Here is a 26577-nt window from a genome sequence, read left to right as displayed (position 1 = left end):
CACCCGTTCGCCAGGGCCTCAGACGATGCGCCACCCGCTGAACTCCACCGTGCCCCGCACCTCACGCCCGCCGTGCGCGGCCGACATGAACAGCCCCACATCCTGGACCTCCGCCGCGCCCGGCACCGGCACCGTCGCGACCGTACGCCAGGTGTCCCCGCCGTCGGTCGAGCACTCCGCGCGGTACGAACCACCCGTACGGGTGAGCCGCAGCAGCACCGGCGCCTTGATCCCGGTGATGCGCCGATAAGTGTCCACCGTGCCGTCGCCGTTGGTGTCGTACGAGAGGACGACGCCGTTCGCGGGGGTGACGGCGAGGTTGAGGAAGCCCGGTGAGCCAGGTGTGGCAAGGGAGCTGCGGGCGATGAGGCCCGCGCGCGCCCAAGGCCCGGTCGCCTCCTGCGCGTCCACGCGCACGGTGACACTCACCCCGTCCCGCAGCGCGCCCGCGCGATAGACCGCGCCGAACTCCGTCCTCCCCTTCCACAGATCGATGCCTCCGCCGTTGATGGCGTACCGCTCGCCCAACTGCCCGAAGACCGCCTCGCTGTTGGTGTACGTCCGCAGGCCCGCGTCCAGCGGACCGGCCACATACAGGCTGCCCCGCCGCACGCTGGTGACCGGCCGCTCGCCCTGCGGCCCGTACCGTGTGCTCAGTTCGTACGGCAGCGGCCGCAGCGGGTCGGTGAGCGGCTCGTCCGGGGCCGTGGCCCGCCAGGCCGCCTCGCCGGTCCCGGCGGGCGGCACGGACGGCAGCGAGATGGGACCGTCCGGCTCCGCGTCGAGCCCGGTGAGCGTGAAGTCGACCCTGCCGGTGGCCCGCAGCCCGTTGACGTTGCGGAAGGCGGCCCGCACCCGTGCCTGGCCGCCAGGCGGGAAGACCGACGGTTCGGCGGTGACGGTGACCGTGCCCTGGTAGGGGGCGGTGGCCAGCACGTCGTGCACGCGGCGGGCGGTGCGGTACGCGTCGCCGACCGGACGCACCGGGTACTCCTTGCGCTCCCGTGTCCACAGCTCCTCGATCGCGTACCAGTCGAAGGAGTCGGGCTCGCGGCCCTGCGCCAGCGCGTCCTCCAGCTCGTCCAGATACGCCTGCCACTGCGGCAGATGGAAGTCGCCGATCAGGCCCTGCCAGTCGCGGTTGGCGTAGTTGGCGAGCCGCCCGCCGTCGGCGGTGACCCGGTCGGCCCAGGTGGTCACGAGCACCCGGGCCGTCCGCTCCAGCTGCTCCCGCTCGGCGGCCGACGACGCCGACCGCCGCGCGTCCGCCAGCCACGGCCCGAGCAGAAACGCCCGGTGCGCCCCGGTCATGTCCTCGCTCAGCCGCATCAGCTTCAGCCAGAGCCGGGCGAGCGCCCGGAAGGTGTCCAGGTCCTCGCGGTCGTACGCCGCCTTCAGCTGTGGCAGCAGCTGCCAGGAGCGGTTGGCGATCGCCTGCCTGCCCAGGTCGGTGAGGTCGTAGCGGTACGCGTCCGAGCGGCGCAGCGGCGCCCGTACGTCGAGCAGCGCGGCGAAGGCCCGGTCGAAGTCGCCGGAGTCGAAGGCCGGGGTGTGCGTCGCGTAGTACGTACCGGAGTTGGCCGACAGGCTCGGCCGGGCCGCGAAGATCGAGTCGTGTGGACGGCCGTCGGCGCTGGTGATCTCGTACGCGGTGTCCCGCAGCGCGGCGAAGGCTTTGCGAGCCGCCTTGTCCCGGCCCCCGTACCGCAGATCCGCGTACCCCCTGAACCACTCCGCACGGTCAACGGCATCGCGCCGCCAGGCCAGTTCGCTGAACAGCTCCAGGGCGGCCGGATCGCGCTCGGCCGCCTCCGGCATATAGGCGGTGCCGACCAGGGCGGAGCCCGGCTTGTCCCGCCACTGGGTGAACCGCTCGGTCCACTGCTGGGTCTTCGCGCCGATCGTCGTACGCCCGCCGAAGTTGGGGATGGTGCCGAAGGCGTACGGCGCGCCGCCCCAGTCCTTCTCGCGGTCGGTGACCGTCTCCAGGTCGGAGAGGCCGTCCACGACCAGCAGGTACTCCTTGTCCAGGGCGTCGAGGAGGTCGCGGCGCGGGTTCGCCTGCCAGCCCAGGATCGCCCAGATCGCGCCGGGGCGGGCGGTGCGCAGGGCCGTCTCGACGGCGCGGGCCGCCTCGGGGACCGGGACGTCCCCGGCATTGCCTCCCTCGTGCAGCAGATCCATCTTGAAATGCTTCACGGGACCGAAGAGTTCGGCTTGATGACGGTAGAACGCGGCGGCGACCTGCCCGAAGGACTCGGTGCGCGGGTCCAGCCAGTCGGGCCGCTTCAGGCCCGCCCAGTTGCCCTGCGGGACCGTACGGGCGCCGGGGTTGCGCTCCGCGAAGCCGTCCGGGACGGTCCCGAAGTAGCCGGGCAGCACCGGGCGCATCCCGAGCTCACGCATCCGGTCGGCGATCCGGCGCCCCAGGTCGGCTCGCTTGCCGATGAGTTCGGGGCTGAGCGGGCCGCCGTAGCCGCTCATGTTCTGCAGCAGCCACCAGGGCTGGTGCGAGGGTGCGGGCAGCCAGGCCCTGGCCTCGGCGTCGGAGTACCCGAAGTCCTTCAGCAGCCGGTGGTAGACGGCCTCCTGTCCGGCAGTGACCAGCACCTCGTTGCAGCCGTGCAGGGCGAGTACGTCGATCAGGCGCTCCCAGCGGGCCCAGTCCGCGTAGGGCGCGGTGTAGCCGTCATGGGTGTCGTTGAAGGCGAACCGGTGCGGGACGGTCGCCGACCGCTCCAGCGGGGCACCGGGCGCGGGCAGCCGCCCGGGGAGCCGCAGTTGGCTGCCCGACCAGGAGATATGCGCCCCGCACACGTACTTGAGATACCAGTGGACCCCGGTCAGGGCGACGCCCGGGCCGGTGGCGGCGACCTTGATCCGGCCGGTGGACCCGGTGACCCGGAACCGCTCCGGGCCGCCCACCAGGCGCGTGAGCGTGAACTGGCCCGCGTGGTGCGGCAGCAGACGGCCGAGCGCCCGCCGCGCGGGCCCGGTGTCGAAGTCCTCACGGTCCCCGGGACCCTCAGGGCCTGGGGCCGCCGTCGCGGGGGAGTGCCCCGTGAGCGCGATCCCGGCGCCGATCACTCCGGCGGCTCCCAGCAGCGTACGGCGCGGCAGATCCGTCATCAGTGCTCCTCCACAGTGGCGCGGGCGACAGCAGGAGTGTGCGCAGCGCACGTTAACGACGGGCACCAAGGCGGACAACGGGGCCACGGCAACCTGGCGGTTTTCCCTCGCCAGGCGGGCCGAAAGGGCACGATGGGGCGTATGCGCGGACGGCACAAGGGATCTCTACTGGCAGCGGGAGCAGCGGTGTTGGCCCTGCTCGCGACCGGATGCACCACGGACGGCGACAGCGTCCCCGACACGGCCGAAGGCAGCCTGGAAGAGCTCGCCGCCAAGGTCGACTGCGACCCCAGCGCGAGCCGGGAGGCGGCCGAGCTCCGCCAGGCCAACTGCGAGACCGACGACGGCCGGTTCGTACTCGCCACCTTCAGCACCGACCGCGGCCAGCGGGAGTGGCTCAACGAGGCCAACGACTACGGCGGTACGTACCTGGTTGGCCGGAAGTGGGTCGCGGTCGGTGACAAGAAGGTGGTCACAGCGCTGCGCGGCCAGCTCGGCGGGACCGTGGAGGAGTCCTCGCACCACTCGGGGAGTAGTGGTGGTGGGGGGAGCGAGGACGGAGATCACTCCGGTCACCAGTCGAGCTGACCGCGCAGGTCTACAGGGGGTGGTGCGGCTACCGCGTCAGCGGCAGTTCGCACCCCGGTTGATGCAGTTCACCACCTTGTCCATCAGCCGCCTGTTGAAGACGTTGATGAAGTCTCCGTGGTCGGTGATGGGCTTGTGGAGCTGCTCGGGGAACGAGTCGATCGCGAAGTTCCGCTCGGCCGGCACGTCGTAGACGATGCGCTGCTGGAGCTGGGGGATGGCCTGGAAGCCCTGCGGGCAGGAGCCGTCCTCCTGGGCGAACGCCACATGGGTGCGGTGGTTGGCGCTGTCCGTGTTCTGACCGTCCCAGCAGCTCTGGAACTTGAAGGTGCGCACGACACTGCTGCCCTCGGGGCAGAGCGGGTACTTGTCCGTGAGCTGGCGGTCCTCGAAGCCGGTGCAGCTCCAGGAGGCGTTCGCGTTGGCGTCGCCGTTGGTGAACGCCTTGGCGTCACCGGTGATGATGCGCAGGAAGCGCGGCATCGCGGTGACCCGGCTGACCGGGTTCCCGACGAACTTCAGCTCGACCTCGCTGGGGGTCTGGATCTCGCCCACGTTCTGGTCCTTGCCGCCGCCGTCGTCGCCCGCGTCGCGTTCGTCGGCGCCGTTCTGGACGCGCAGGACCGGCCAGTAGTACGTGGAGCGGTCGCCCTGGTTGCGGCAGGTGGTGTCGCCCCTGGCCAGGTCGCGGTCGCTGGCGAAGGCGTCGTTGGCCTGGTTGCCGACGTAGTCGTGCATATGGTGGGCGCCGTTGGCGACGCCGGGCGCGACGATGATGTTGTCCGGGTTGAACTTGCCGTTCTCGTTCACGCCGCAGTCGGTGGAGAAGGTGCCCTTCGACGCGCCGCGGCGCTGCCGGGGCTCGTCGACGTTGGGCTGGACGGACTCGATCTCGACGAAGTCGTCGTCGTCGGGACCGTTCCCGGCCTGGCCCCCGTTGCCCGTGTTGTCGCCGTTACCGCCGTTGTCTCCCTGGTCCTGACCGTCGTTGCCTTGCTGCCCGTCGCCGTCGTTGTTCCCGTCGTTGTTGTTCCCGTCGTCGTTGTTGCCGTCATTGCCGTCGTTGTTGTTGCCGTCGTTGTTGTTGCCGTCGTTCTGGTTGTCGTCGGCGCGCAGGGTGCACGGCGCCAGCACGGCGAGGCCTTCGGGGCGGTCGGCCGACCGGTCGATGGCGATGGTGATCCGGTCGATGGCCGCCCTTCTCTTCGACTCGAGCGGCCCGAGGATGATGTTCTGTGCCGCGTTCGGGTCCTGCTCCAACTGCCGCTTGGACTCGGCGAACTTCTGGTACGCCGCTGTGATCTGCGTGTCGATGCCCGCGAGTTCACGGTCCACCTCGGCCCGTGCGCTGTCCGGAACCTCCTGGATCTCGTTGCCGACGTCAGGACAGTCGATCGTGGACATCCGCTGGGCGGTGTTCTCGGTGTTGTCGCGGCTGTCGCCGGACTGCGTGCGGTTGCCGGACCAGCCCTCGCCCGCGGAGGCGTAGACATTGACCGCGACCAGACCGCCCGCACCCAGAATCAGCGCCGCGGCGGCCGCGGTCGCCCGCCTGGCAGGCGTGGAGCGTCGTTTACGTGTTGCGTTTCGCATGGAACTCCTCAGCTTCGGCGCCGGGGGACGTGTGGGGTCCGGCAGGGGAGAAGCGCTCCGTTCCATACGGGGATGATGTGGCGGGTGTTCAGCCCGTTGCCCTTTTCGTAGAAACCTCCGTACACAACTCCCCTGCAATGCGGGCGGATACGGCGAACCCGGGTGTCGCTGTGTGACGCACGTGACTGATGTGACGGGTGAACGACGCCGAAGGGTTACTCGTACGTAGCGGCACACGAAACGCTTCCGGCCGTGGTTCCGCCATGGCCGGGGAGGAGGTACGCGTGTCACGTAAGAGGACTCTCACCCCGAAGAAGAAGATCGCGCTGCTGATGGGCGCCGTGGTGCTGGGCGGTGGTGCTGCCGCGACGCTGGCGACCACGAGTCAGGCCTCGTCCGTCAGCGAGGCTTCGTCCGGCCAGGCATCGTCAGCGCAGGGCTCGTCCGTCGTCTGCGACGGGCTGGCCACGGCGCTGAGCAACAACGAGAGCTTCATCGCCGCGCAGCGGTCGAACCCGGACGCCCAGTCCGAGGCCCGGATCGCCAACCGGGAAGCCGTCATCGAGGAGATCAAGCGCAAACAGGAGGCCTCGGGGTGCTCGGGCGAAGCCTCCGACGACACCACGGCGCCGCCGGCCGCAGAGGAGTCCGAGGCATCCGAGGAGTCCGAGGCGTCCGGAGCAGGCGAGTCCGGCGCCGTCGGCGAGGTCGTGTGCGCCGGATCCACCGTGACGCTCTCGGGCGAGGGCGGCGCTCCGGCCGCGTCCAGCAATGAGTTCCCGGTCGGCACCCAGCTGAAGGTGACCAACCTGGACAACGACAAGTCGACCACGGTGGAGGTCACTTCGGCCTCCGGCAGCTGCGCACTGCTGAACGACGCGGCGTTCGAGCAGGTCCGCGAGGAGGGCAAGTTCCTGATCCGCAACGCCCGGATCGAGCGGGTGGGCTGACCCTCCGGTGTGCGGGCGGCGCCGGGTGGCAGGGGAGTTCTACACCGGCGCCGCCTCGGGGAAGGCCCGGCGGTAGTCGCCCGGGGACACCCCGATGTGCTTGAGGAAGTGGTGGCGGAGGTTGTTGGCCGTGCCGAGGCCGCTCAGTTCCGCGACCTTCTCGATCGGCAGGCCGGTGGTCTCCAACAGGCTCTGGGCCCGCCCCAGGCGCTGGTTGAGAAGCCAGCGCAGCGGGGTCGTGCCGGTGGCCGCCTGAAGGTGCCGGTAGAACGTGCGCGGGCTCATCGCGGCCCTGCGGGCCAGGTCGTCGACGGTCAGCGGCTCGTCCAGGTGGGCTCGGGCCCATTCCAGTACGGGTCCCAGGCCCTGGTCCGCGGTTGCGGGGACGGCGAGGTCGATGAACTGGGCCTGGCCGCCGGTGCGGTGGGCGGGCACCACCATCCGGCGAGCCAGCTGGTTGGCGATGTGCGCGCCCAGGTCGCGGCGGACCAAGTGTAGGCAGAGGTCGAGCCCTGCGGTCAGCCCGGCGCTGGTGAGTACGTCGCCCTCGTCTACGTACAGCACGGAGTCGTCGACCCGCACCTTCGGGTAGCGCGTGGCCAGTTGGCCGGTGTGCATCCAGTGGGCGGTGGCGCGGCGTCCGTCGAGCAGCCCCGCCTCGGCGAGTGCGAAGGCGCCCGTGCAGAGGGACACGATCCGCGCTCCGGCGTCGTGGGCGTCGCGCAGGGCCGTGATCAGCTTCGGCGGCAGGGGCTTGCCGTTCTCGACGCAGGGATCGGGCACCGAGGGCACGATGACGGTGTCCGCGCCGATCAGGTCGTCCAGCCCGTGGCGGGTCCTGAGAGACAGTCCGGCGCCGGCCGGGGAGTCGCCGCCCGTGCCTGGGGAGTCGCCGGCCGCGCCCTCGTCCATGGCGCAGAGTCGCAGGTCGTACCAGGGGTCGGCGAGATCGGGCTGCGGCTTCCCGAATACCGTGCAGGGGATGCTCAGTTCGTACAGGTCCCAGGAGGGCACCCCGATGTCCTCCGGCACGACGACGGCCACGGTACCTGCGCTCATGACCTGAAGCGTATGGCAGGAATCTGGTGGTGGCCGTCACCACTGTCACTGTTCCGGGCCGTCCGGCGCTGCGAACGTGGTCCGCACGTGATCAACCGCGCCGGTGCAAGTGCCGGACGTACCCAAGGAGTTGTGGCAATGAACGCCGAGAACGCTGACCACCCGGCCGTGACCGTCATCGGACTGGGTTCGATGGGCTCCGCGCTGGCCGCGACGCTGCTGGACCGCGGTCACCCGACCACCGTGTGGAACCGCTCGGCCGACAGGGCCCGGCCGCTGGCCGACCGGGGCGCCCGGGTTGCCGCGACACCCGAGGAGGCGATCGCGGCCGGCGAGCTGATCGTCGCCTGCGTACTGGACTATCCGGCGCTGTACTCGGTCCTGGACCCCGCCGCGGGCTCACTCGCGGGCAAGACCCTCGTCAACCTCACCTCCGGCTCCCCGGAGCAGGCCGCCGAGGCCACCGAGTGGGCGCGGTCGCACGGCGCCGACTACCTTGACGGGGCGATCATGACCACCCCGCCCGGTGTCGGCAGCCCGGAGATGATGTTCCTCTACAGCGGCGCTCGTACGGTCTTCGACACCCACCGGCCGACCCTGGCGGCCCTGGGCGACCCGGTTCACCTGGGTACGGAACCCGGCCTGGCCTCGCTCTACGACGCCGCCCTGCTCGGACTGATGTGGTCCGCCTTCACCGGCTGGCTGCACGGGACCGCGCTGGTCGGTGCCGAGCAGGCGGCGGCCACCGAGTTCACCCCCGTCGCGATCCGCTGGCTGACCGCCGTCACCGGCTTTATGACGACGTACGCGGCCCAGGTGGACGCCGGGTCCTACCCGGGCGACGACGCCACCGTGAACGTACAGATCGCGGCCATCGACCACCTGCTGCACGCCGCGGACGCGCGCGGTCTCGACAACGCGCTGCCCGCGCTCCTGAAATCCACCATGGAGCGGGCCAGGGCGGCGGGCCACGGCTCGGACAGCTACGCGAGCGTGATCGAGGTCCTGCGGAAGCCCTGAATCCCGGTCCGAAATCCCGGTCCGGGACTTTCGGCCCGGAGCGGACGGGACCTTCGTGGGGTGCGAAAGGGCCCTAAGAGGGCGGAACTGGACCTGCTCGTGCTCATAGCGTGGAGGCTTCGTCAGTCACGTCAGTCACGTCAGTCACGTCAGTCACGTCAGCCATATCAGTCGGCCGGGAGGAGTGCCCATGCGGAACTGGATGTTCGGTGGTGTGTACGGCACGGTCCTGGCCAGCGCGCTGCTCGCCGCCCTGCAGGCGGACGGCAGCTTCACGCCGTACTACGACGCCGCCTGGGTCATGGTGACCGCGGGCACGGCCGCCCTCGCGCACGGCTATGCCCACCACATGGCCACCCATGAGCCGGGCTCCGGCAGCCACCGGTGGCGGCAGCTCGGCCGTACGCTCGCCGACGAGTGGCCGGTGGTGGTGGCCGGTCTCCCCACGGCGCTGCTGCTGGTGGCGGCCGGTGCGGCCGACTGGCCCGCGGAGGACGTCACCACCGCGGGCCTGGCCCTGAACGCCGCGCTGCTCTTCGGCTGGGGCACCTTCGCGGCCCTGCGCGTGGGCTACCGGCGCCGGTCGGCGGTGGCGATCGGCGGCGCGGACGCGATGATCGGGCTGCTGATCGCCGGGGCCAACGCGCTGATCAAGTGAGGGGCTGTGGCGCTGTGAGTGAGGGCCGGGGCTCTGGAAGTGAGAGGCCGTGGCCTCCGTGAGTGAGGGCCGCGGCCCTGTATACGACCCGTGCGAGCCCCCTCCACACCCCCTGGGGCGCGTGTGCGTGCCGCGTTACAAGGGGTTCACAGTCGGGCAACGGACGGGAAATCGCCGATTGCCAAGCTGCGGCTACAGCGTGCGTGCCACCGGCCGCCGTGACACCACCCGCAGCAGAGCCCGCAAAGGATGGCGCCCCGTGACCTTCAAGGCCGAGTACATCTGGATCGACGGCACCGAGCCGACCGCCAAGCTTCGCTCCAAGACGAAGATACTGGCCGACGGTGCCGAGCTGTCCATCTGGGGCTTCGACGGGTCGAGCACCAACCAGGCCGAGGGGCACGCCTCCGACTGCGTGCTGAAGCCGGTCTTCTCCTGCCCGGACCCGATCCGCGGCGGTAACGACGTGCTGGTGCTGTGCGAGGTCCTCAACACGGACATGACGCCGCACGCCACCAACACGCGTGCCCAGCTGACCGAGGTGGCGGAGAAGTTCGCCGCCCAGGAGCCGATCTTCGGCATCGAGCAGGAGTACACCTTCTTCAAGGGCTCCCGCCCGCTCGGCTTCCCCGAGGGCGGCTTCCCGGCCGCGCAGGGCGGCTACTACTGCGGTGTCGGCTCGGACGAGATCTTCGGCCGTGACGTCGTCGAGGCGCACCTGGAGAACTGCCTCAAGGCCGGTCTCGGCATCTCCGGCATCAACGCCGAGGTCATGCCGGGCCAGTGGGAGTTCCAGGTCGGCCCGCTGTCCCCGCTGGAGGTCTCCGACCAGCTGTGGATCGCCCGCTGGCTCCTGTACCGCACCGCCGAGGACTTCGAGGTCTCCGCGACGCTCGACCCGAAGCCGGTGAAGGGCGACTGGAACGGCGCCGGTGCGCACACCAACTTCTCCACCAAGGCGATGCGCGAGGGCTACGACGCGATCATCACCGCCTGCGAGTCGCTGGGCGAGGGCTCCAAGCCGATGGACCACGTCAAGAACTACGGCGCGGGCATCGACGACCGCCTCACCGGCCTGCACGAGACCGCCCCGTGGAACGAGTACAGCTACGGCGTCTCCAACCGCGGCGCGTCGGTCCGTATCCCGTGGCAGGTCGAGCAGGACGGCAAGGGCTACATCGAGGACCGCCGTCCGAACGCCAACATCGACCCGTACGTGGTGACCCGGCTGATCGTCGACACCTGCTGCACCGGTCTGGAGAAGGCCGGCCAGGTCTGATCCGCCGCCCGTAGTCGGGCGACAACAGCGAGAGGGCGCCCCCGCCACCTGCGGGGGCGCCCTGCGCGTGTCAGGCCCTGGCTCGGGTCCGCGCGACGAGACCCGCCGCCACGTCAAGGACCAGGAACGCCAGCAGACTGATCCCGAGCAGCGGCACGAACCAGCCGACCAGCGCCGCGGCCGCCGCCAGCGGCAGCAGTACGGGCAGCGGGACCTTCCGCCAGGCGCCACGCGGCATCGGCCGCCCGAGGCTCAGCGCACGGTCCCTGGTCGGGCGGCGCAGCCACCACATCCGGTAGCCCCAGACGATCAGCAGGACGGTGCCGAGCATGAGCGCGGCCAGCGCGAGCTGGTTGGCCAGGCCGAGGAAGACGCCCATGTGGGCGGCGATGCCGAGAGTGGTCAGCTTGGCGAGCACCGGGTAGTCGGCGAACCGGAGGGTGTCCAGGACCGTGCCGTCGGCCGGGTCGATCGCCACCGAGTCCAGGTGGACCGGGAAGTGCTTGTCGGTCTGCTTGACGACGTAGCCGCTGTCCTGCGACGGCAGTGTGATCGACAGCTTGCCGTCGACACCCTCACCGCGGGCGATCTCCAGGACCCGGTCGATGCCGATGTCGGCGCCCTGGTGGCCGGTGGCGCTGTGGCCGCCCCCGTGGCCCTCGTGCCCGCCGCCCGTGGCCGCGCCCGCGCCGCTGGCGAGGGTCGCGTCCGCCGCGGGCGTCTGCCCGCCGAGCTGTGACCTCAGGTCGCCGATGTTCTCGCCCGCGTACCGCGACCAGGTCAGCCCGGTGGCCGAGAGCAGCACCAGGCCGAGCGCGGCCCACAGCCCGACCGTGCCGTGCCAGGACAGCGTCTTGGCGCGCCCCGCGCGCTGCCCGGCGGCGGGGATGACCAGGTCGCGACGCCTGGTCCGCCTGCGCCCGAACCAGAGCGCCACGCCGCCGAGGGCCACGACCCACAGCCAGCTGGCGGCGAGTTCGCTGTAGTTCCGTCCGAGCTCGCCCAGGTGGAGGTCCACGTGCAGTCGGGACAGCCAGGCGCGCAGCGGCAGGGCGCCTGAGCTGCCGTAGCTGGCGAGTTCCCCGCGTACCTCGGCGGTGTACGGGTCGACGAAGACGGCGAGGGACTCGCCGTCGGCGACCTTCGGTGAGTCGAACAGGACGCGGGTCGTCGCCTCGTCGTCGGCGGATGGCCAGACGGCGGTGACGGTGGCGTCCGGCTGCGTCTCGCGGGCGGCCGCGACCTGCTCGCTCAGCGGCACGGTCGTCTCACCGACGGGCGCCCTCAACTCATAGCGGTAGACGACCTTCTCCGCCTGGAAGGACAGCGAGTACAGCAGCCCGCTCACGGCGGCGACGAGCAGGAAGGGGGCGATCAGCACGCCCGCGTAGAAGTGGAGCCGCAGCAGGAGCGGGCGCAGGGCGGACCAGCTCGACGGCGTGGATTGGTCGGGTTGTTCTGAGGTGTCCGGCTCGGGCCGGGCGTCAAGGGTCATGACGTCCTTCGGAGTTCGTACGACGGCAGGGGGCAGCGCACCCACGGCAGAGCCGAACGCGAGGAGTCCTGAGGGTTCTTCAGGCAGGCGTCAGAGCGCGGTGGGCGCGTAACGAGGGAGTGGTACGGCTCCCGTCGGCGGCCCGCGCCGGGACACCACATGCGCGAGGTCGGCGATACGCGGCCGGGCCCCGCCCCGCCCCGGCCGCGGCATCCGCACCGGGCCCGGCACCGACGGCACCCGTACGACCGCGAGCAGCAGCCGCAGCGGAGTGCGGGCCAGGGTGCGCAGCGCACGCAGCAGTCCGAAGAACGCCGCCTCGCCGCGCGCGAGCCACAGCGCGCAGACGACCGCGGCGAGCAGATGCGCGGCGAGCATGCCGGTGGAGGCGTGGCCCATCGTGTCCACGGCCGTCGACTGGGCCGCGTAGTCGCCGTGGGCGCCGGGGACGCCGTCGTCGCCGTGGTGCCGCGCGCCATGCGGTGGCGCGTGCGACGCGGCGTGCGCCTGCCCCATCGAGAAGATCAGGTGCAGCGCGCCCTGCGCCCCGAGCAGGACGCCCCCGATCGACCAGGCCCCGCGCCGCCGCCCGCCCGCGAGCCAGGCGACGCCCAGCGTGACGCCGAACGCGGCCAGCAGGGAACCGATCGGGAGGGCGTGCCCAGACATGGAGGAATGCCCCACACCGGCCAAGGTGACGCATACCGCCGCGAAGAGTGCGGCCCGCAGGGCTCGCATCGGCGACCGGGTATCCGTCATGGCCGCACATCGTGTCATCTCCCGCCCGGAAGACAAGCGGTGGGGGTGGTTCCTCTTCCCCTGCGAGCGGAAGGTGTTTCCTGTCAGCGGAATCCGATTCCCCCTGTGGGTCGCGGCGGGGCAGAGTCGCCGCCATGAGACTTCTGATGCTGGGTGGTACGGAGTTCGTAGGCCGCGCGTTCACCGAGGCGGCGCTGGCCCGAGGCTGGGAGGTGACCGTCTTCCACCGCGGTCGGCATGAGCCCCCGGCCGGTGTCACCGCACTGCACGGCGACCGTACGAGCCCCGACGGGCTGGCCGCGCTCGCCGACGGTGCGTGGGACCTGGTCGTCGACACCTGGTCGGCGGCGCCACGGGTGATCCAGGAGACCGCGCGGCTGCTGGCCGACCGGGTCGGTCGCTATGTCTATGTGTCGAGTTGCTCGGTGTACGCCTGGCCCCCGGCGGCCGGTTTCACCGAGGACGCCCCGCTGGTCGACGGCGCGCCCGACGCGGAACAGACCGCCTATCCGCACGACAAGCGCGGTGGCGAACTGGCCGTGCTCGAGTCCTTCGGCGAGGACCGTTCGTTGCTTGTCAGGTCGGGGCTGATCATCGGGCCGTACGAGAACATCGGGCGGCTGCCGTGGTGGCTGAGCCGCACCGAGCGCGGCGGCCCGGTGCTCGCTCCGGGGCCGCGCGAGCTGCCGCTGCAGTACATCGACGTCCGCGACCTCGCCGAGTGGGTGCTCGACGCGGCCGCGGCCGGGCTCAGCGGCCCGTACAACCTGATCAGCCCGCGTGGGCACACCACCATCGGGGAGCTCCTTGAGGCCTGCGTGCGGGTCACCGGCGGTGCGGCCGAACTGCGGTGGACCGCGCCCGAGGTGATCGCCGAGGCCGGGATCGAGCCGTGGTCGCAGCTGCCGATCTGGGTGCCGCCGGGCGGTGAGCTGCATGACGCGCTGCACGGCAGCGATGTGTCCAAGGCGGTCGCGGCGGGCCTGAAGTGCCGGCCGGCCGCGGAGACCGTCGCCGACACCTGGGCCTGGCTCCAGTCCGTCGGCGGCACGGCACCGCAGCGGCCCGACCGGCCGGTCGTGGGCCTCGACCCCGCGGTGGAGGCGAAGGTACTCGGCGCCTGAGCAGCAGTCGCAAGCCGTCCAGCGCCACCCCTAACCGCCCCGGAAAACCCGAGGCCCGGGGGGTGGTGCTGGATACACCCCCCGCTCGGGGTGTCACCCCCGTGCGCCGGGAGCCGCACACGCGCCAGACTGGGCGCGACGGCGCGACAGCTGCCACAAGGCCGGACACAAGGCCGGACACAAGGCCGGACACAAGGCCGGACACAAGGCCTGACACGAGGACCGACAAGGAGCCAGCCACGATGGACACAACGAGGGTGCGCGACGCCCTGATCGCCGCCGCACAGGGCCTGGCACTCGCCCTGCTGGGTTTCATCGGGTCGCTCACGCTCTTCGTGCTGTCGGTGCTGTCGATCGTCTTCATCGTGCTCGGCATCGGTGTCTTCACCACCCCCCTGGTGCTCAGCGTGGTGCGGGCCCACGCCAACCAGCGGCGGCTGTTCGCCGCCCAGTGGTCCGAGGTCCAGATCCCCGTCCCGTACCGCCCCTTCCCACACGACCTGCGCACCGGCGTCACCGGCCAGGTCGAGCGCACCGTCCACATGCTCAAGGACCCGGCGACCTGGCGGGACCTGCAGTGGCTGGTGATGGACATCACGGCCGGGGCCGTCGTCGCGATCCTGGCCCCCGGACTGATCGCCGAGGGTGTCCTGGGGCTGCTGCTCTTCGGCGGCCTCTGGCAGCCGATCGGCGGCTACTGGTACGCGTTCATCCCGGTCTACGGCTGGGTCTCGGCGTTCTTCGCCGCGCTGCTCGGCTGCGTCTGGCTGATCCTCGCGACGTACGTCAACCCGCTGCTGGTCCGCACCCACTTCCGTATCGCCGCCGTCCCGCTCGCCCCCACCCGCCAGGCCCAACTCGCCCAGCGCATCGACCGGCTCACCGAGACCCGGACCGACGCCGTCGACTCCTCGGCGGCCGAACTGCGCCGGATCGAACGAGACCTGCACGACGGGGCCCAGGCCCGCCTGGTCGCCATGGGCATGGACCTCGGCACCGTCGAGGCCCTGATCGAGAAGGACCCGGCGAAGGCCAAGCAACTCCTCTCGCAGGCCCGCCAGTCGTCCGCCGAAGCGCTCACCGAACTGCGCGACCTGGTGCGCGGCATCCACCCGCCGGTGCTCGCCGAGCGCGGCGTCGGCGACGCGGTACGGGCCCTGGCGCTGCGGCTGCCGGTGCGCACCGACGTCGACGTGGACCTGCCGGGCCGCCTGGACGCGCCGGTCGAGTCGGCCGCGTACTTCGCGGTGAGCGAGGTGCTCACCAACGCGGTCAAGCATGCGGGTGCGGACCGTATCTGGGTGGACATGCACCACGCGGACGGCATGCTGCGGATCTCGGTCACCGACGACGGCCGCGGTGGCGCCCGGATCGGATCGGGCAGTGGCCTGACCGGAGTTGAGCGGCGACTGGGTACATTCGACGGCGTACTGGCCGTCAGCAGCCCCGCCGGCGGCCCCACCATGGTGACCATGGAGATCCCTTGCGCGTTCTGCTAGCCGAAGACCTCTTCCTGCTGCGCGACGGTCTGGTCCGGATGCTGGAGGCCTACGACTTCGAGGTCGTCGCCGCCGTCGAGACCGGACCCGAACTCACCAAGGCCTTCGCCGAGTTGCAGCCTGACGTCGCCGTGTGCGACGTACGCCTGCCGCCCTCGCACACCGACGAGGGACTCCAGTGCGCGCTCGCCGCACGCCGGGCCAGGCCGGGGCTGCCGGTCCTGGTCCTGTCCCAGCACGTGGAGCAGCTGTACGCCAGCGAGCTGCTGGCCGACGGCAACGGCGGGGTCGGCTACCTGCTCAAGGACCGGGTCTTCGACGCCGAGCAGTTCATCGACGCCGTACGGCGGGTCGCGGCGGGCGGTACGGCGATGGACCCGCAGGTGATCCAGCAGCTGCTGTCCCGTCGGGCCGCCGACCCGCCGCTGGGCGGGCTCACCCCGCGCGAGATCGAGGTACTGGAGCTGATGGCCCAGGGGCGCTCCAACGCGGCGATCGCGGGCCAGCTCTTCGTCACCGAGCGGGCCATCGCCAAGCACACCTCCAACATCTTCGCCAAGCTGGACCTGCCGGTCTCCGACGACGACAACCGCCGAGTGCTCGCGGTCCTCGCCTACCTCGACCAAGGTCGCTGACCGAACGGCCGCCACGGGGCTACCTCGTGGTCACCGTCCGCTCGGCCGAGAAGGCCCCCCAGTTGCCGTCGGGCAGCCGGGCCCGCAGCTTCACGCGGTAGGTGCGGCCGCGCTCCTTGGTGACGAAGAAGCTGTGCTCGGCCCGGCCCTCGGGGGCGTCGCCGCCCCACATCAGGGTCGTGGCCGCCCGGCCGTCGAGGTGGATCTCGTACGCGGCGACGGCGCCGCCCGTCTCGGGCGGCTCCCAGGACAGGTCCAGGTGGTACGCGCCGCCTTCGGCGCGGGCCCGCACCTCGAAGTCGCCGGGCGCCGTGCTGCCGGGCCCGGCGCCGGACGCGGGGGCGGTCGCGGTGGTCAGCCCCACGGCGCCGCTGGGTGGCGAGGAGTTGTCCGCGGCGTCGCGCGCCTTCACCGTGAAGGTGTAGTCGGTGCCGGGGTGCAGCCCGGTGACCAGGGTGCTGGTGGCGTACCCGGCCACGCTGTGGATCCGCGTACCGCGCTGGTAGATGTCGTACGCGGTGACCTTCTCGTTGTCCTTCGCGGCATCCCAACGCAGCTTCGCCGCCCGCGGCCCGGCACCCCGCGCCGTCAGGCCGGTGGGCACGGTGGGTGCCTCGCGGTCGTCGGCGGTCGGGGCCAGCAGCGTGACCGGCACCTTCTCGCCGACGGGCGAGACATTGCCCGCGGCGTCCCGGGCGCGGACGCTGAAGGCGTACGAGGCCTTCGGCGTCAGCCCGGTGACGTCCACCATGTGCCGGTCGCCCGACACCTCCTTCACCTTGGTGTTCCCGCGGTAGACGAGATAGGCGCTGACGCCGACGTCGTCGGTGGACTTGTTCCACATGACATGGACGGAGGTGGCGCTCCCGGCCTCGACGGTGAGCCCGCGCGGCACGGTGGGGGGCTCGTTGTCCTCGGAGCCGCGCGCGTCCGAGCAGGCGGTCGCGGTCAGCAGCAGACAGAGGGCGGCGGCGGTCGACGCGGCGAGTGTGGGGGCACGTCGCACAGGTGGGCCTCTCTTCGGCACATTGGTCTGGACATGTGTGGCACAGGTGCCCGGCACACTTCAAGGGGGCGGTGCGCCGGATTCGCGAGACCATGGGCCAGACAGCGATCGACACGGATCTCCGGTCTCGGACTTCGGATTGCTGACTACTGACTGCGGACTGCGGACTTCGGATGGCGGAGGGACCTAGGGCATGGGCAGCGCGCGGCGGACCATCACCCACGAGGAGCGGCGGGCCCGGCTCGGTGTCCGGCACCGGCTCGCCGCCAAGGCCCGCGGCCAGGTGACCGAGGATGTCGCCCGTTCGCTGGTGGCGCTGCACGCCACCGACCCGGCGACCGTGTTCCTGGCCGTGGGCGCACGCCTCGCGGACGACAGCGGTCCGGTGGCCGGACTGGAACGCGCCCTGTACGAGGAGCGGTCGCTGGTACGGATGCACGGCATGCGGCACACGATCTTCGTCTTCCCGGCCGACCTCGCCCCCGTCGTGGAGGCCTCTACGGCCAGGGCGGGCGCCGTACGCGAACGGGCCAGCATGGTCAAGAGCCTGTTGGCGGGCAGCGACTTCGACGAGGCCTGGCTGGCCTCGGTCGAGGCGGGCACGCTCGCCGCACTCGGGGCACGCGGCGAGGCCACGGCCGCCGAACTCGCCCAGGACGAGCCGCGGTTGCGCGAGCAGTTCGTCTACGCGCCGGGCAAGTCCTACGAGACCGCGCAGTCCGTGTCGACCCGGCTGCTGCGGGTGCTCGGCACCGAGGGCCGGGTGGTGCGCGGGCGGCCGCTCGGCTCCTGGACCTCCAGCCAGTTCCGCTGGGCGCTGGCCCCCGACATGCCGGAACTCCCACTCGCCGAGAGCCAGTCGGAGCTGCTGCGGCACTGGCTCGCCGCCTGCGGTCCGGCCACCGAGGCCGACCTGAAGTGGTGGACGGGCTGGAAGGTGACCGACGTACGCAAGGCCCTGGCCGGGCTCGGCGCGGAGGAGGTCGACCTGGCGGACGGGACGACGGCGTACGTTCTGCCGGGCGACACCGAGGCCACCGAGCCGCCGGAGCCGTGGGCGGCGCTGCTGCCCGGCCTCGACCCGACCGCGATGGGCTGGCAGGCCCGCGACTGGTACGTCGCCGAGGCGCACCGCCGGGAGCTCTTCGACCGCAGCGGCAACATCGGGCCCACCGTGTGGTGGGACGGGCAGGTCGTCGGCGGCTGGGCGCAGCGCGCGGACGGCGAGATCGTGTGGCGCGCGCTGACGGACGTGGGGGCCGAGGCGAAGGCGGCGATCGACGCGGAGGCGGCCCGTCTGGCCGCCTGGACCGGGGCGGTCCGCTTCACTCCGCGCTTCCGCACGCCCTTGGAGCGCGAACTGTCGAGCTGACCTGGGCTGTTTTCCGCACGCTCTGATTCGACGGACGTTGATTCGACAGACGTTGATTCGGCGGATGTTGATTCGATGAGCGCCTATGTTGACGTTCGTCGATTCAGGGAGCACTCTGTATTCACGGATGTCGATACAGGAGCTGACCATGACCCATCAGCCCGACGAACCGCACGACGACCTGCGCGAACGCGTCCGCGCCAACTACGCCGCCGCCGCCCGCACCGTCACCGAAGGCGGCACGGCCTGCTGTGGCCCCACGCCCGTGGAGACCGGCCCGGAGTTCGGCGCCGAGCTCTACGCGGCGGGCGAGCGCGACGCCCTCCCCGCCGACGCCGTCGCCGCCTCACTCGGCTGCGGCAACCCGACCGCGGTGGCCGAACTCCGCGCGGGAGAGCACGTACTGGACCTCGGCTCGGGCGGCGGCATCGACGTCCTGTTGTCGGCGCGCCGGGTCGGGCCCACCGGCCGGGCGTACGGCCTCGACATGACCGACGAGATGCTCGCCCTGGCGCGGGCGAACGCGGCGGCCGGTGCCACCAACGTGGAGTTCCTCCGGGGCGCCATCGAGTTGGTGCCGCTGCCGTCGGCGAGCGTCGACGTGGTGATCTCCAACTGCGTGATCAACCTGTCGACGGACAAGCCCGCCGTCTTCGCGGAGGCCTTCCGGGTGCTGAAGCCGGGTGGCCGCATCGGCGTCACGGACGTGGTCGCCGAGGACGGACTCACCCCCGAGCAGCGCGCCGAACGCGGCGACCACGTGGGGTGCGTCGCGGGCGCCCTGTCGTTCGCCGAGTACCGCGCGGGCCTGGCGGCGGCTGGCTTCACCGGCATCGAGATCACCGCCACGCACGCGGTCGCCGACCGTATGCACTCCGCGATCGTCCGTGCCACCAGGCCGCGTTGAGCGACGACCCGGTGGCGCGGAGCCGTGGAGGTGGGTGATCAGCGGCTGTAGCGCATCAGTGCCCGCACCATATGGCAGGTGATGTCGGACGGCGGATGGACGCCGACGAGCTCGGCGGTGGAACGTATCCTGCGGTCGTCGGCCTGCTCGGCGCGGTAGACGCCGGAGTCGAGCAGGGCGATGGCCAGGCGCATGGCCTTCAGTCGGCGGTTGTGCCGGATGTACCACTCGCGCGGTCGTCCGGCGGGCAGCGGCTTCTTTACCAGGGGCATGTAGGGCAGGTCGATCGGCAGGGTTTTCGCGGTGAGTACGGCAGCGGCCATGGGCATCCTCCAGGGGTGGTCGAGGCCCTCGCGGACCATCTCGAACACTGCTTCTATTCTACTGCGGGGCACTGACAAAAGCCGCTGGCCAGAAGCCCTTTGATGCCCCGTCCGCCCCACCTGTCGCCCTACGCTTGGGGCATGGAGATCTGGATCAATCCGGCCTGCTCGAAGTGCCGCAGCGCGATCAAACTGCTCGACGCGGAAGGCGCCGACTACACCGTGCGCCGCTACCTGGAAGACGTACCCACCGAGGACGAGATCCGTGCCGTACTCGCCCGACTCGGCCTGGAACCCTGGGACATCACCCGCACCCAGGAGGCCGACGCCAAGGCCCTCGGCCTGGCGGACCGTCAGGCGTGGCCGCGTACCGCGGACGTCCGCGACCGGTGGATCGCCGCGCTGGCCGCGCACCCGAAGCTGATCCAGCGCCCGATCATCACCGCGGACGACGGCACGGCAGTCGTCGCCCGCACCGACGAGGCGGTACGCGACGCCCTGGCACGCTGACGCACGCGGGCGCCGGAGGTACTCGGCGACGAGATCGCCGAAGCCTTCGCCCGGCACGGCTGACACCGTCGTCAGAACGTTTGATCCATTCGTACGCGCATGCGGTGAACTCCTGGGGGAAGGAGGGTAGTTGCCTTTTGACTTTCCGTGGTGAGGCGCGTGGAACCTGTGTAGTTTCGGGGGGCAAGCGAGCTCGCCCGGGTATGGCACCCGCCCAAGCCGTCGGCCGAGGATGAACAGGACTGAGACAGTGTCAGCCGCAGCGCCTCCGTTCCCGGACCACGACAGCGAGAGCTTCGACCGGTTCCGCTCACGCCTGCTCCTGTGGGTCTGGGACCAGGTCATGCGCAGCCCCGGCCTCCCCGTGGACTGCGCCGAGTTCGGCACCTGGCAGAGCATCCCGCAGAGCACCGTATGGTCCCTCGTGGACCGCCTCGGCGAGCAGCAGCTGATCAGCGCACAGGGCCCCAGGCAGTACGCCCCCACGGTGACCCTGCTGCCCGAGGGCGTGGCCGAGGCCCGGCTGCTGCAGGCCCGCAGGGCCGACCCGGTACGGCGCGGCCGCCACGCCACCAGCGCCGTACTGCGCTGGATCTACGCACGCTCCGACCGGCAGCCGCTGCGCATCGAGGCCTTCTTCGACTCGGCGGAGCTGTTCTTCCTCGGCGAGGCCCTGTCCCGAGCCGAAGTCGCCCGCGCCCTGTCCTACCTCGCCGACTCGCGCCTGATCACCTGTACGGGACCGGAGTTCCAGGGCGGCGTCGGATCGGAGGTGGCCCTCACCTCGCTCGGTACGGACGCCGTACTCAGCGAGAGCGAGACGGGCGACATCGGGGAGTTCGTGGCGCGGCAGCGGCAACGCCCCCAGCAGACCCACATCGAGGCCGAGACGGTCAACGTCGCGCAGGGCGACTTCCACCAGTCGATCCAGACCGCCCTGTCACCCGCCGAACTGTCCCGCCTGATACGCCAGCTGGCGCCCGTACTGGCCCCGGACGACGCGTCCCGCACAGCACTGCTGAACAGCGCGGACGACCTGGCACGGCCCGGCGGCCCGGACGGCGAACCCGACCCGGACCGCCAGCGCGGCCTGATGGAAAGGGTCAGGCGGCTGCTCGGCGACAGCCCGGACACCGTGGGCCGACAGGTCGCGCTCGACGCGATAGGGCAGGCCCTGGGAAGGCTGCTCGGCGGTTGACGCGTTTCCCATCTGATCTTTCGGCAAGAGGAGGACCATGCGGCCACACCTGTACGCACGCGACCCCTTGCTGCACGCCCTGGTGCCCCGACTCGTCGGCCTGGCACCCGCCAAACGCGAACTGGTGCGCCAGGAACACCCGGGCGACCAGCCCGTCGTCCTGCTGACCGGCCGCCACGGCATGGGCAAGACCGCCGTCCTGGACGCCCTGGACCAGGCCTACCGGGGGCGCGTCCCCCTAGGCAGGGTCGATGTGGCGGAGGTCGACCCCGCGCGCCACGCCGGTTTCCCGGCCTCGAACACCTCCGCCGTGGTGGAGGTGCTCGTCCAGCTGGTGTGTGACCTCGCGCCCGCCCTCAGCCGCACCGGCTTCCCCCGGCTGCTCCCCGGCCTGTTCGCCATCTCCAGCTGGCACCGCGGCGGCGACCACGAGCGGCGCCTGGCCCGCGTCCGTATCGACCGGCTGCTCGTCGCCTGCGACCTGCAGAAGGCCGACGAGGCGGGCCAGGACGGCGGCGGCGGGGACTGGACGTACGAGGTCAGCGAGGGCCTGGCCCACACCGGCGGACAGCAGGACCTGGAAGCCGTGGCCACCGCCGTCGTCACGCAGTACTTCCGCAGGCATACCAAGACCCGCCCCGCCCGCGCCGTGCGCGAGTGGTACCACGGCCACGTCGCGGGCTCCGACGACGGCGAGGCCGCGCTGGTACGGCTCTGCCTCCGCTTCCACCAGGGCGGCGCCTACCGGCACGCGGTCGAACGCCTCCTGGTCGCCGCCTTCGTCGAGGACCTCGCCGGGGCCTACGGCCGCTGGCAGCGGGCGAACCGCACCCCCCGGCCGCTGGTCCTGCTGGACAACGTCCACACCGAGGGCGGTGAGCAACTGCTCGACCTGATCCTCGAACACCGGGCGGCGGCCGGCCCCGGCGCCTTCGACCCGCTGGTCCTCGTCGCGACCCGGCTCGGCGACGCCACCGCCCGCTACCCGGACGCGACCCGCCGCCAGCTCACCGAACTCCTCAGCACCTCCGGCTGGTCCCGCACCACACCCGCGTCGACATCGGCCGGGCTCCTCGTCGTCCCGCTCGCACCGCTCGACCTGGACGATGTCCTGCTGATGCTCGACCGCGCCGACGCACCCCTGCACCGCCAACTGCCATCCGCCCTGCACGCGCTCACCCGCGGGCACCCGGCGGGCAGCGCCCTGCTCGGCGCGGCCGTCGTCCGCGCGGCCGGTGAACGGACCGTCGGGCCCGATGAGTTGCTCGACCTGCGCACCGAGGACGACCGCCCGGTCGCCGAACTGCTCCTGGAACGCCTGATCCCGCACCCCCAGCACCGCGACCACCTCGTGCTGCTCTCCCCGGCCCCCGACCGCGACGCCGCCGACACCCTCGCGTCCCGGTCGACGGGCGTCGGAACCGCCCCGCTGCCCGCCGCCGAGGCCGCCCGGTACCTGGAAGAGGAGCACTGGACCGCCGACGCGGCCAACACGGCCCACACGGCCGCCCCGGACGAGGCGGCCGATGACGGCCGCCCGCGCTTCGTCCCCGACCCCTTCCTGCGGGACCTGCTGGTCCACCGGGCGCGCGGGGGCCCGGACGAGGGCCGCCGGTGGCAGCACACGCACACCGTCCTGCGCGAGCACTACGAGGCACTCGGCGCCGCACACGAGGCCGACGTCCTGCGGCACACCCTCGCCGCGTCGGGCCCCGACCCGGTGGTGACCCGGCTGACCGAGCGGTTCGACCAGCAGGACGCGGCCGACTGGCTGCGCGCCCTGCGCCACATCACCACCGCACCACACCCGCCGAGAGCCCAGTGGACGGACCAGCGCGCCGAGATCGCCCGCGGCGCCCACGACCACCTGCGCGCCGACACCGACGCCACCGCACGCTCCGTCAACCGGCTGCTGCACGCGGTCTGGTACCTGCGCGAGACGTACGCCGAGCCACTGGACGACCTCTGCGACGGCGTCGGTACGGAGCTGCGGTACCTCTCCGTACAACACCCGTCGGGCCACGCCGTACTGAACCGGGCCGCGCAGACCTGGCCGGTGTCGCTGCGGCACGGATGGCCCTGCCCGATCGAGCCATCACAGCCGCAGCCGTAGTCGTCGTAGTCACAGCCGTAGTCGAACCATCACCGTCGCAGTCCTGATCGAACCATCGCAGCCGCAGTCGTAAGGGGAGACGAACCATGCTGACGCGCTGGAGGAACCATGTCTGGGGCCCGCTGGACAAGGCCATCGCCGCGGTGGTGTGCCTCGCACTCCTCGTCGGGCTCGGCGTGCTCGTCGTCACCCTGCTGCCCGAGGACTGTGGCGACGGTCTGGAGGAGGTCGGCGGCGAGTGCGTGGGCGTCACCGCGACCGACTCACTGGACGGCGACCCGAAGATCAAGACCCTGATCAGCGCCGTCGCGAAGGAGAACGCCCGGGTCAAGAAGGCCTGGGAGGACCCGGAGGGCGGCAGGCCGCCCGTTGCCTATGCGCGGATCGCGCTCCTGATGCCCTTCACATCGGATGACAGCAGCACCATGAGCCCGGTCGAGATCAGGCGGGCTCTGGCAGGCGCCTACACGGCCCAGCTGGAGGCCAACGCGGAAGCGGGCCCGCACTACCAGCTCCTGCTGGCCAACGACGGCAAGGACCTGGACAAGTGGCGCCCGGCCGTGGACCGGCTGGCCGGGATGACGGGCGGCGACTCACCGCTGGTCGGGGTGCTCGGCATGCCGAGCAGCACCCCGCAGACCCTCGCCGCGGTCGAGGCGCTCGGCGAGCACAGCATCCCCTCGGTCGGGCCGATCCTCACCGGGACGACGATGCGGGACGACTACCTCTTCAAGACCTCTCCGTCGAACAAACTTCTGGCGCAGGCCCTGGACGGGTACCTGGCTGAGGAGCCGGGCAAGCGGGGATTCCTGGTGGCGGACAACCGGCGGACGGACTCGTACTCACTCGACCTGCGTGAGGTGTTCGAGGTCGAGTTCGGCAAGAAGTACGGACTGCGCAAGAACCGGGCCTACTTCCTGGGCATGACCGGAGAGGACGCCGGAATCCCGCGCCGCTTCTCCTCGGTGGCCCAGAAGGTCTGTGTGACCGGTTCGGACACGGTCTTCTTCGCCGGTCGGGACCACGACCTTCCGTACCTGATCAACAGGCTGGTGAAGGAACCCTCCTGCGACCGCTCCCGGCCGCTGCGCATCCTGAAGGTGGGCATCGGGCTCGGCCTGGAGTACACCACGCCGGAGCTCACCCAGCGGATGCGGGACGCCAACATCACGCTGGTGAACGCGGCTTCGGTCGACCCCGCGTGGTGGGAGGAGAAAAAGCACAAGGAGCGGCCGGACGGGCTCGGCGCCTTCCTGGAGCAGTTCGGGGCGGTGGAGAAGCAGCACAAGCTGGGGGAGCGGCCGCTGGACGACGGCTACTCGATCATGTACCGGGATGCCTTCACCGTGCTCTCCGAGGCCTTCGACCAGGCGTACAACGACATCAACGACCCCGAGACGACCGAGGAAGGCGAACCTCGGGTCATGCCAACGAAGGACGACATCTACGAAACCATCGTGAACATGGGCATCCTCGACACCGCGGGCGGCACCAGCTGTGTCAGCTGCGTGCTCGGGGCCTCGGGTACGTTCGGCTTCGACGACTCCGGCGACACGCAGAAGTGGTCGGTGTGCAAGCCGGTGCCCGTGATGGAGTACCCGGCCAAGCCGAAGCCCAAGGGCAAGGCCAAGGGCGGCGCCAAGCTCTTCCGCACGTACGAGCGCATCTTCGACGGCGACTGCCCATAGACCGCGCGAGAACCCACGGGAAGTGGGGGGTCACGGCCCGCAGTCGTCTGTAGTTGTCAGGTCCGGTACCAGCGGACTAGTGTCACCACGCCTTGGTGTACGGGAAATCGGTGTGATGCCGATGCGGCCCTCGCCACTGTGATCGGGAAGTCCGGCTCCAGCCCCCAGGGGCAGCCACTGGGTACCTCCGTGTACCCGGGAAGGCGGAGTCTCGGGCGGTACGACCCGTAAGCCAGGAGACCGGCCAAGGCGCGTTGTCCATCCACGAGGTGCTGGAGAGGGTCTGCTCAGCCATGCACATAGCCGAGGGTTTTCTCCCACCGGTACACGCGGTCGCCTGGAGCGCCGCGGCGGCGCCGTTCGTCGTCCACGGCGTACGCGCCCTGACCCGTGAGGTCAGGTCCAACCCCGAGAGCACGCTGCTGCTCGGCGCGTCCGGCGCCTTCACGTTCGTCCTCTCCGCGCTGAAGATCCCTTCGGTCACGGGCAGTTGCTCGCACCCGACCGGTACGGGGCTCGGCGCGATCCTCTTCCGGCCGCCGATCATGGCGGTACTCGGCACCATCACCCTGCTCTTCCAGGCGCTGCTGCTCGCGCACGGCGGGCTCACCACACTCGGCGCCAACGTCTTCTCGATGGCGATCGTCGGGCCGTGGGCGGGGTACGGCGTCTACCGCCTCCTGAAGCGGTTCGACGTGCCGCTGATGGGCGCGGTGTTCGGCGGCGCGTTCGTCGCGGACCTCTCGACCTACTGCGTCACCAGCGTCCAACTGGCGCTGGCCTTCCCGGACCCGAGCAGCGGGTTCCTGGGATCGCTCGGCAAGTTCGGCTCGATCTTCGCGGTGACGCAGATCCCGCTCGCGATCAGCGAAGGGCTGCTGACGGTGCTGGTGATGCGCCTTCTGGTGCGGTCCAGCAAGGGGGAGCTGACCCGGCTCGGCGTGCTCCTGACGCGGAAGCAGGCGCGGGCGCAGGCGCAGGCGCAGGCGGCGAAGGGTACGGAGGCGGAGTCCCGATGACCAGGAACGCGAAGATCAACACCCTCCTGCTGCTGGTGGTGGCCGCGCTGGCGGTACTGCCCCTGGCGCTCGGCCTCGGCGACGACAAGGAGGAGCCGTTCACGGGAGCCGACGGCGAGGCGGAGGGCGCGATCACCGAGATCGACCCCGACTACGAGCCCTGGTTCACCCCGCTCTACGAACCGCCGTCGGGCGAGGTCGAGTCGGCCCTGTTCGCCCTGCAGGCGGCACTGGGCGCGGGCGTACTGGCGTACTACTTCGGCCTCCGCAGAGGCCGCAGACAGGGCGAAGCCCGCGCGGCGGCGGACCAAATGTCAGCCCGGCCGGCGTTTGAGGCCATCGGTAAACAGGACGAGGCCCGCGCGTCGGCGGCATCGGACCGAATGTCAGCCCGGCCGGCGTTTGAGGCCATCGGTGAGCCCGGCCGGCGAGGCCTTTCGGGAAGGGGCGGGGCGGGGGACCAGTCTCTGGCGCCCGCCCCCACCCGCCGAAACGCCCCAGGACCTGCCGCTTCGGGCGCCGAGCCCGGCACCGCTGACTCCGCGCCGGGGCCCGGCGACGCTGCCGCGCCCGGCGCGGAGTCGGTCCCCGCGGAGGGTCCCGGCGCGGACTCGGACGAGGGACCCGGCCCCGCCGCCCCGGACGCCGACCAG

22 protein-coding genes, 1 pseudogene and 1 riboswitch are annotated in these 26577 nt (G+C 71.4%); of the genes and pseudogenes, 16 read left to right on the top strand and 7 right to left on the bottom strand.

Annotated features, from left to right (window positions below):
* Window positions 1-18 precede the first annotated feature (18 nt).
* Window positions 19-3129 carry an alpha-N-acetylglucosaminidase TIM-barrel domain-containing protein gene (locus U9R90_RS26215; protein WP_411059137.1) on the bottom strand — a complete coding sequence of 1037 codons (3111 nt, stop codon included), beginning with the start codon at window positions 3127-3129 and terminating at the stop codon, window positions 19-21.
* A gap of 141 nt (window positions 3130-3270) precedes the next feature.
* Between U9R90_RS26215 and U9R90_RS26210 the strand changes: the two genes are divergently transcribed.
* Entirely contained in the window at window positions 3271-3717 is a 447-nt protein-coding gene (locus tag U9R90_RS26210) for a hypothetical protein (protein ID WP_411059136.1), read from the top strand.
* 36 nt (window positions 3718-3753) lie between these two features.
* Here U9R90_RS26210 and U9R90_RS26205 read toward each other — a convergent pair whose 3' ends face one another.
* A complete protein-coding gene (locus U9R90_RS26205) occupies window positions 3754-5310 on the bottom strand; it encodes a DUF1996 domain-containing protein (protein WP_411059135.1) in 1557 nt (518 codons plus the stop codon).
* 284 nt (window positions 5311-5594) lie between these two features.
* Between U9R90_RS26205 and U9R90_RS26200 the strand changes: the two genes are divergently transcribed.
* The gene (locus U9R90_RS26200; RefSeq protein WP_411059134.1) at window positions 5595-6260 is read left to right on the top strand and encodes a hypothetical protein; all 666 of its coding nucleotides are present in this window, start codon (window positions 5595-5597) and stop codon (window positions 6258-6260) included.
* 39 nt (window positions 6261-6299) lie between these two features.
* Here U9R90_RS26200 and U9R90_RS26195 read toward each other — a convergent pair whose 3' ends face one another.
* Window positions 6300-7319 carry a GlxA family transcriptional regulator gene (locus U9R90_RS26195; RefSeq protein ID WP_411059133.1) on the bottom strand — a complete coding sequence of 340 codons (1020 nt, stop codon included), beginning with the start codon at window positions 7317-7319 and terminating at the stop codon, window positions 6300-6302.
* A gap of 138 nt (window positions 7320-7457) precedes the next feature.
* On the opposite strand from U9R90_RS26195, the gene U9R90_RS26190 reads away from it, so the two are divergent.
* The 3 genes from U9R90_RS26190 (at window position 7458) to glnII (ending at window position 10276) form a co-directional block, all read left to right on the top strand.
* Window positions 7458-8339, top strand: coding sequence for an NAD(P)-dependent oxidoreductase (locus tag U9R90_RS26190; protein WP_411059132.1), 882 nt, complete (start codon window positions 7458-7460; stop codon window positions 8337-8339).
* Between the two features lie 190 nt (window positions 8340-8529).
* A complete protein-coding gene (locus U9R90_RS26185) occupies window positions 8530-8997 on the top strand; it encodes a hypothetical protein (protein WP_411059131.1) in 468 nt (155 codons plus the stop codon).
* A 259-nt stretch (window positions 8998-9256) separates the two neighbouring features.
* Window positions 9257-10276: a glutamine synthetase gene (gene glnII / locus U9R90_RS26180; RefSeq protein WP_411059130.1), complete on the top strand. Its 1020-nt coding sequence runs from the start codon at window positions 9257-9259 to the stop codon at window positions 10274-10276.
* 70 nt (window positions 10277-10346) lie between these two features.
* Here the strand turns inward: glnII and U9R90_RS26175 are convergent, their stop codons facing one another.
* Entirely contained in the window at window positions 10347-11771 is a 1425-nt protein-coding gene (locus tag U9R90_RS26175) for a PepSY-associated TM helix domain-containing protein (RefSeq protein ID WP_411059129.1), read from the bottom strand.
* A 90-nt stretch (window positions 11772-11861) separates the two neighbouring features.
* Window positions 11862-12530: a hypothetical protein gene (locus U9R90_RS26170; protein ID WP_411059128.1), complete on the bottom strand. Its 669-nt coding sequence runs from the start codon at window positions 12528-12530 to the stop codon at window positions 11862-11864.
* Between the two features lie 134 nt (window positions 12531-12664).
* Between U9R90_RS26170 and U9R90_RS26165 the strand changes: the two genes are divergently transcribed.
* The 3 genes from U9R90_RS26165 to U9R90_RS26155 all read left to right on the top strand — a co-directional run bounded on the left by U9R90_RS26165 (window position 12665) and on the right by U9R90_RS26155 (window position 15788).
* Window positions 12665-13654: an NAD-dependent epimerase/dehydratase family protein gene (locus U9R90_RS26165; protein WP_411059127.1), complete on the top strand. Its 990-nt coding sequence runs from the start codon at window positions 12665-12667 to the stop codon at window positions 13652-13654.
* Window positions 13655-13896: 242 nt separating this feature from the next.
* The gene (locus tag U9R90_RS26160; protein ID WP_411059126.1) at window positions 13897-15153 is read left to right on the top strand and encodes a sensor histidine kinase; all 1257 of its coding nucleotides are present in this window, start codon (window positions 13897-13899) and stop codon (window positions 15151-15153) included.
* Window positions 15138-15788, top strand: a complete 651-nt coding sequence (locus U9R90_RS26155; RefSeq protein ID WP_411059125.1) for a LuxR C-terminal-related transcriptional regulator — start codon at window positions 15138-15140, stop codon at window positions 15786-15788. Before U9R90_RS26160 ends, U9R90_RS26155 begins: the two co-directional genes overlap by 16 nt.
* Before the next feature lie 19 nt (window positions 15789-15807).
* Here the strand turns inward: U9R90_RS26155 and U9R90_RS26150 are convergent, their stop codons facing one another.
* Window positions 15808-16794, bottom strand: coding sequence for a fibronectin type III domain-containing protein (locus U9R90_RS26150; protein ID WP_411059124.1), 987 nt, complete (start codon window positions 16792-16794; stop codon window positions 15808-15810).
* Window positions 16795-16987: 193 nt separating this feature from the next.
* Here U9R90_RS26150 and U9R90_RS26145 point away from each other — a divergent pair, with 193 nt between their 5' ends.
* Together U9R90_RS26145 and arsM are read left to right on the top strand one after the other, a co-directional pair.
* Entirely contained in the window at window positions 16988-18166 is a 1179-nt protein-coding gene (locus U9R90_RS26145) for a winged helix DNA-binding domain-containing protein (RefSeq protein ID WP_411059123.1), read from the top strand.
* 148 nt (window positions 18167-18314) lie between these two features.
* Window positions 18315-19073: an arsenite methyltransferase gene (gene arsM / locus U9R90_RS26140; RefSeq protein ID WP_411059122.1), complete on the top strand. Its 759-nt coding sequence runs from the start codon at window positions 18315-18317 to the stop codon at window positions 19071-19073.
* A 38-nt stretch (window positions 19074-19111) separates the two neighbouring features.
* Here the strand turns inward: arsM and U9R90_RS26135 are convergent, their stop codons facing one another.
* The gene (locus tag U9R90_RS26135; protein ID WP_411059806.1) at window positions 19112-19396 is read right to left on the bottom strand and encodes a hypothetical protein; all 285 of its coding nucleotides are present in this window, start codon (window positions 19394-19396) and stop codon (window positions 19112-19114) included.
* A gap of 141 nt (window positions 19397-19537) precedes the next feature.
* On the opposite strand from U9R90_RS26135, the gene U9R90_RS26130 reads away from it, so the two are divergent.
* From U9R90_RS26130 to U9R90_RS26105, 6 genes and pseudogenes are all read left to right on the top strand, one after another.
* On the top strand, window positions 19538-19906 hold the full coding sequence (locus U9R90_RS26130) for an arsenate reductase family protein (protein WP_411059121.1): 369 nt from the start codon (window positions 19538-19540) through the stop codon (window positions 19904-19906).
* A gap of 250 nt (window positions 19907-20156) precedes the next feature.
* Window positions 20157-21104 (top strand): hypothetical protein, encoded by a 948-nt coding sequence (locus U9R90_RS26125; protein ID WP_411059120.1) that lies wholly within the window; start codon window positions 20157-20159, stop codon window positions 21102-21104.
* A gap of 37 nt (window positions 21105-21141) precedes the next feature.
* Window positions 21142-23217, top strand: a complete 2076-nt coding sequence (locus U9R90_RS26120; RefSeq protein WP_411059119.1) for an ATP-binding protein — start codon at window positions 21142-21144, stop codon at window positions 23215-23217.
* Window positions 23218-23303: 86 nt separating this feature from the next.
* Window positions 23304-24905, top strand: coding sequence for an ABC transporter substrate-binding protein (locus tag U9R90_RS26115; protein ID WP_411059118.1), 1602 nt, complete (start codon window positions 23304-23306; stop codon window positions 24903-24905).
* Between the two features lie 76 nt (window positions 24906-24981).
* Window positions 24982-25169: riboswitch (cobalamin riboswitch) on the top strand.
* 29 nt (window positions 25170-25198) lie between these two features.
* Window positions 25199-25924 carry an energy-coupling factor ABC transporter permease gene (locus tag U9R90_RS26110; RefSeq protein ID WP_411059117.1) on the top strand — a complete coding sequence of 242 codons (726 nt, stop codon included), beginning with the start codon at window positions 25199-25201 and terminating at the stop codon, window positions 25922-25924.
* Window positions 25921-26229, top strand: a pseudogene (locus U9R90_RS26105) (energy-coupling factor ABC transporter substrate-binding protein); the annotation flags it as partial. The gene U9R90_RS26110 and the pseudogene U9R90_RS26105, both read left to right, overlap by 4 nt.
* Between the last annotated feature and the right edge of the window lie 348 nt (window positions 26230-26577).

It is taken from the genome of Streptomyces sp. E11-3 (assembly GCF_046540415.1).
Taxonomy (GTDB): Bacteria; Actinomycetota; Actinomycetes; order Streptomycetales; family Streptomycetaceae; genus Streptomyces.
This window is presented reverse-complemented; position numbering and strand designations above follow the sequence as displayed.

Coding starts and splice junctions, on each gene's coding strand:
- U9R90_RS26170 (WP_411059128.1), bottom strand. CDS start 12,530: ATGACGGATACCCGGTCGCCGATGCGAGCCCTGCGGGCCGCACTCTTC.
- arsM (WP_411059122.1), top strand. CDS start 18,315: ATGACCCATCAGCCCGACGAACCGCACGACGACCTGCGCGAACGCGTC.
- U9R90_RS26165 (WP_411059127.1), top strand. CDS start 12,665: ATGAGACTTCTGATGCTGGGTGGTACGGAGTTCGTAGGCCGCGCGTTC.
- U9R90_RS26110 (WP_411059117.1), top strand. CDS start 25,199: ATGCACATAGCCGAGGGTTTTCTCCCACCGGTACACGCGGTCGCCTGG.
- U9R90_RS26195 (WP_411059133.1), bottom strand. CDS start 7,319: ATGAGCGCAGGTACCGTGGCCGTCGTCGTGCCGGAGGACATCGGGGTG.
- U9R90_RS26215 (WP_411059137.1), bottom strand. CDS start 3,129: ATGACGGATCTGCCGCGCCGTACGCTGCTGGGAGCCGCCGGAGTGATC.
- U9R90_RS26120 (WP_411059119.1), top strand. CDS start 21,142: ATGCGGCCACACCTGTACGCACGCGACCCCTTGCTGCACGCCCTGGTG.
- U9R90_RS26115 (WP_411059118.1), top strand. CDS start 23,304: ATGCTGACGCGCTGGAGGAACCATGTCTGGGGCCCGCTGGACAAGGCC.
- U9R90_RS26175 (WP_411059129.1), bottom strand. CDS start 11,771: ATGACCCTTGACGCCCGGCCCGAGCCGGACACCTCAGAACAACCCGAC.
- U9R90_RS26210 (WP_411059136.1), top strand. CDS start 3,271: ATGCGCGGACGGCACAAGGGATCTCTACTGGCAGCGGGAGCAGCGGTG.
- U9R90_RS26190 (WP_411059132.1), top strand. CDS start 7,458: ATGAACGCCGAGAACGCTGACCACCCGGCCGTGACCGTCATCGGACTG.
- U9R90_RS26145 (WP_411059123.1), top strand. CDS start 16,988: ATGGGCAGCGCGCGGCGGACCATCACCCACGAGGAGCGGCGGGCCCGG.
- U9R90_RS26135 (WP_411059806.1), bottom strand. CDS start 19,396: ATGGCCGCTGCCGTACTCACCGCGAAAACCCTGCCGATCGACCTGCCC.
- U9R90_RS26185 (WP_411059131.1), top strand. CDS start 8,530: ATGCGGAACTGGATGTTCGGTGGTGTGTACGGCACGGTCCTGGCCAGC.
- U9R90_RS26205 (WP_411059135.1), bottom strand. CDS start 5,310: ATGCGAAACGCAACACGTAAACGACGCTCCACGCCTGCCAGGCGGGCG.
- U9R90_RS26130 (WP_411059121.1), top strand. CDS start 19,538: ATGGAGATCTGGATCAATCCGGCCTGCTCGAAGTGCCGCAGCGCGATC.
- U9R90_RS26160 (WP_411059126.1), top strand. CDS start 13,897: ATGGACACAACGAGGGTGCGCGACGCCCTGATCGCCGCCGCACAGGGC.